Genomic DNA, 3,154 nt, shown 5'->3' with positions numbered 1-3,154 from the left:
CACAGCGGCCCGGTGGTGGTCGGCAACATCGGCGCACCGGGGCGCACCAACTACACCATCGTCGGCGACACAGTGAACATCGGCAACCGGCTGGAGCAGCTGGGCAAGGTGCTGTCGCGTGACGAGGAGACGACGATCCTGATCAGCGCCGAGACCGCGGCGCTGCTGGGCCCGGAGTTCGAGATGGAGAGCCTGGGGCCGCGCCGCGTCCGCGGCCGCAACGGCGAGGTGGAGATCTTCCGGCTCGTCGGGATCAAGCCGGCGGCCTGAGCCGCCCCGCCTCGCACCGCAATTCCGCCACCTTGGCCCCGCTGAATCGGGGGCAGCCAGGGAGGGGGGAAACATCCATGTCATCCGATCGCGATCTGGGAATGGGCCGGGCGATCAGCCGGCGCGACTTTCTCGACGGCATCGCCCTGACGGCAGGCGCCGCCGCGCTGGGCGGGGCTTTCCCGCGCGGAGCCTTCGCCGGGCCGGCAGCCTATCCGCCGAAGCTGACCGGGCTGCGCGGCCATCACGAAGGTTCGTACAACGTCATGCACTCGGTGCGCGACGGCACCTTCTGGGGCAAGGCCGGGGCGCCGGAGCCGACCGGCGAGCGCTACGACCTGGTGGTGGTCGGCGGCGGCATCTCCGGCCTGGCCGCCGCGGTGCTGTACCGCCAGCAGGCCGGAGCGGATGCGAAGATCCTGGTGATCGAGCCGCATGACGATTTCGGCGGCCACGCCAAGCGCAACGAGTTCACCAGCGCGAGCGGCCGCACGATCCTCGGCTATGGCGGGTCGCAGTCGCTGCAGACGCCCAGCTATTTCAGCCCGGCGGTGAACGCGCTGCTGGCCGATATCGGGGTCGAGCCGAAGCGGTTCGAGCAGTATTACGACCAGGGCTGGGCCGAGGCGCGCGGCCTGGGCCGTGCCGTGTTCTTCCCGAAGGAGGCGTTCGGGACCGACGCGCTGGTGAAGGAGGGGGAGAAGGCCGCCGACTGGGTGCCGCAGACGCCGCTGACCGACAAGGCGAAGCAGGACCTGATCGCCCTGATCGATGCGCCGGCCGACTACCTGCCGGGCCTGTCACGGGCCGAGAAGCTGGAGCGGCTGTCGAAGACCACCTATGCCCAATTCCTGACCGAGCTGGTGAAGGCCGACCCGCAGCTGGTCACCTACTTCCAGGGGTCGACCGAGGCCTATTTCGGCGTCGGCATCGACGCCACCACCTGCCTCGACGCCTGGGCCAACGGCAATCCCGGCTTCGACGGCATGGATCTGGGCGACGAGGTCTACCCGACCATGAGTCCCAGCGGCCGCCTGGCCCGCACCGACCCGGATGAGTACATCTACCATTTCCCGGACGGCAATGCCGGGGTGGCCCGGGCGCTGGTGCGGTCGCTGATCCCGGCCGCCATCCCCGGCGGGACGATGGAGGACCTGGTCCTCGCCCGGGCCGATTACGGCAAGCTGGATGTCGACGGCCAGCCGGCGCGGATCCGGCTCGGCTCCACCGTGGTGAAGGTGAAGCACCAGGGCGACCCGGCCACGGCCAAGTCGGTCGATGTCGCTTATGTCCAGGATGGCAAGCTGCGTACGGTCGAGGCCGGCCATGTGGTGCTGGCCTGCTGGCACCGGGTGATCCCGTTCCTGACCGACGAGCTGCCGGCGGCGCAGGTCGATGCGCTGCGCGACCAGCAGAAGGTGCCGCTGATCTACACCAATGTGCTGATCCGGAACTGGACCGCCTTCTCGAAGCTGGGCATCGACGGCTTCGACGCGCCGGGCCATTTCTGGTCGGGGGCGGAGATCGACTTCCCGGTCAGCATGGGCGGCTACCAGTTCGCCGACAAGCCGGGGGACCCGGTGCTGCTGCATCTCAGCAAGATCCCGCTGCAGCCGGGCCTGTCGTCGCGCGAGCAGTCGCTGGCCGGGCGCATCCAGCTGACCCAGCTGACCTTCGAGGAGATGGAGCGGCAGATCCGCGACCTGCTGGGCCGCGCCCTGTCGGGCGGCGGCTTCGACCCGGCCCGCGACATCGAGGCGATCACCGCCAACCGCTGGTCGCATGGCTACGCCTATGAGTATATGCGGCCCTGGGACGCCTTCTGGCCGGACGGCCCGCTGCCGATCGTGGCGGCGCGCAAGCCCTGGGGCCGGATCGCGATCGCCAACGCCGATTCCGGCGCCTATGCTTATGTCCATTCGGCGATCGACCAGGCCACGAGGGCGGTGCGCGAGCTGCTGGGCACGCCCGACGGCGCCCCGGCCTTCGCCGACTTCCCCGGCCCGCCGCGGGACAAGCTGGGTCTGCTGTAACGCCGCCTCCCTCACTCGTCATTGCGAGGAGGCGAAGCCGACGAAGCAATCCAGGGGCCGGTGCGCACCGGCCCCTGGATGGATTCGCTGCGCTCGCAATGACGGCGAATGTTACATCTGCCTGGGGATGACGGCCGAGGCGGGCGCCGCCCGTCCGCGCGTGTTGACCAGCACCACCCCGGCGATGGCGATCGCGCCGCCCAGCAGGGTCTGCGATCCCGGCGCCTCGCCCAGCAGCGGCACGGCGATCGCGGTGGCGGTCGGCGCGACGAGGTAGAGGAAGTTGGTCGCCCGCGCCGCGCCGAACTGGCCCAGCGCATAGGTCCAGGTGGCGTAGCCGATGGCGGCCGGCAGCACGCCGAGCCCGATCACCGCGGCGATGGTGATCGCGCTGGTGGCGGGCAGCTCGGTCGCGGCTTCGGTCAGCCAGGGAGAGAGCCACAGCGCGCCGGCCAGCAGGGTCCAGGCGGTGCAGGCCAGGGCGCCGTAGCGCGCCACCAACGGCTTCTGCAGCACGACGTAGCACGCCATGCACAGGGCCGACCCCAGCACCAGGCTGGCGCCGGCGCCGAAGGCCAGGCCGCCCGGCTGGGCCGCGGCGATCAGGGCGATGCCGGTGAAGCTGACCAGCGTGCCGGCCCAGCCGTGGGCGCCGAAACGCTCGCCCAGCACCAGCCGGGCCAGCAGCGCGGTCAGGATCGGCGCGGTGTTGACGATGAAGCTGGCGGCGCCGGCGGCGACGCTGCGCTGCCCGCTGTTCAGCAGGATGTTGTAGGCGGCGATGCCGACCAGCCCGCACAGGGCGAAGCGCAGCAGATCGGGCCAGGCCGGGCGAGGCGGCCGGCGCCACG

At 71.0% G+C, this 3,154-nt stretch carries 3 protein-coding genes; 2 read left to right on the top strand and 1 reads right to left on the bottom strand.

Going from position 1 to position 3,154, the window contains the following annotated elements; translation table 11 throughout:
* Window positions 1-270 (top strand): adenylate/guanylate cyclase domain-containing protein (locus P409_RS30315; protein ID WP_161790501.1); only part of this gene is annotated, 270 nt, incomplete at its 5' end.
* Between the two features lie 77 nt (window positions 271-347).
* The gene (locus P409_RS30310; protein WP_052121589.1) at window positions 348-2,303 is read left to right on the top strand and encodes an NAD(P)-binding protein; all 1,956 of its coding nucleotides are present in this window, start codon (window positions 348-350) and stop codon (window positions 2,301-2,303) included.
* 111 nt (window positions 2,304-2,414) lie between these two features.
* Here the strand turns inward: P409_RS30310 and P409_RS30305 are convergent.
* A partial coding sequence (locus P409_RS30305; RefSeq protein WP_034847207.1) for a DMT family transporter occupies window positions 2,415-3,154 on the bottom strand: 740 nt, incomplete at its 5' end.

This window comes from Inquilinus limosus MP06, from assembly GCF_000767795.1.
In the GTDB taxonomy this organism is placed as follows: domain Bacteria; phylum Pseudomonadota; class Alphaproteobacteria; order DSM-16000; family Inquilinaceae; genus Inquilinus; species Inquilinus limosus_E.
The sequence above is the reverse complement of the archived record's forward strand: the minus strand, read 5'-3'. Positions and strand labels throughout refer to the sequence as shown.

What these genes read in the sequence shown, in the direction of transcription:
- P409_RS30310 (WP_052121589.1), top strand. Translation starts at nt 348, where the DNA reads ATGTCATCCGATCGCGATCTGGGAATGGGCCGGGCGATCAGCCGGCGC.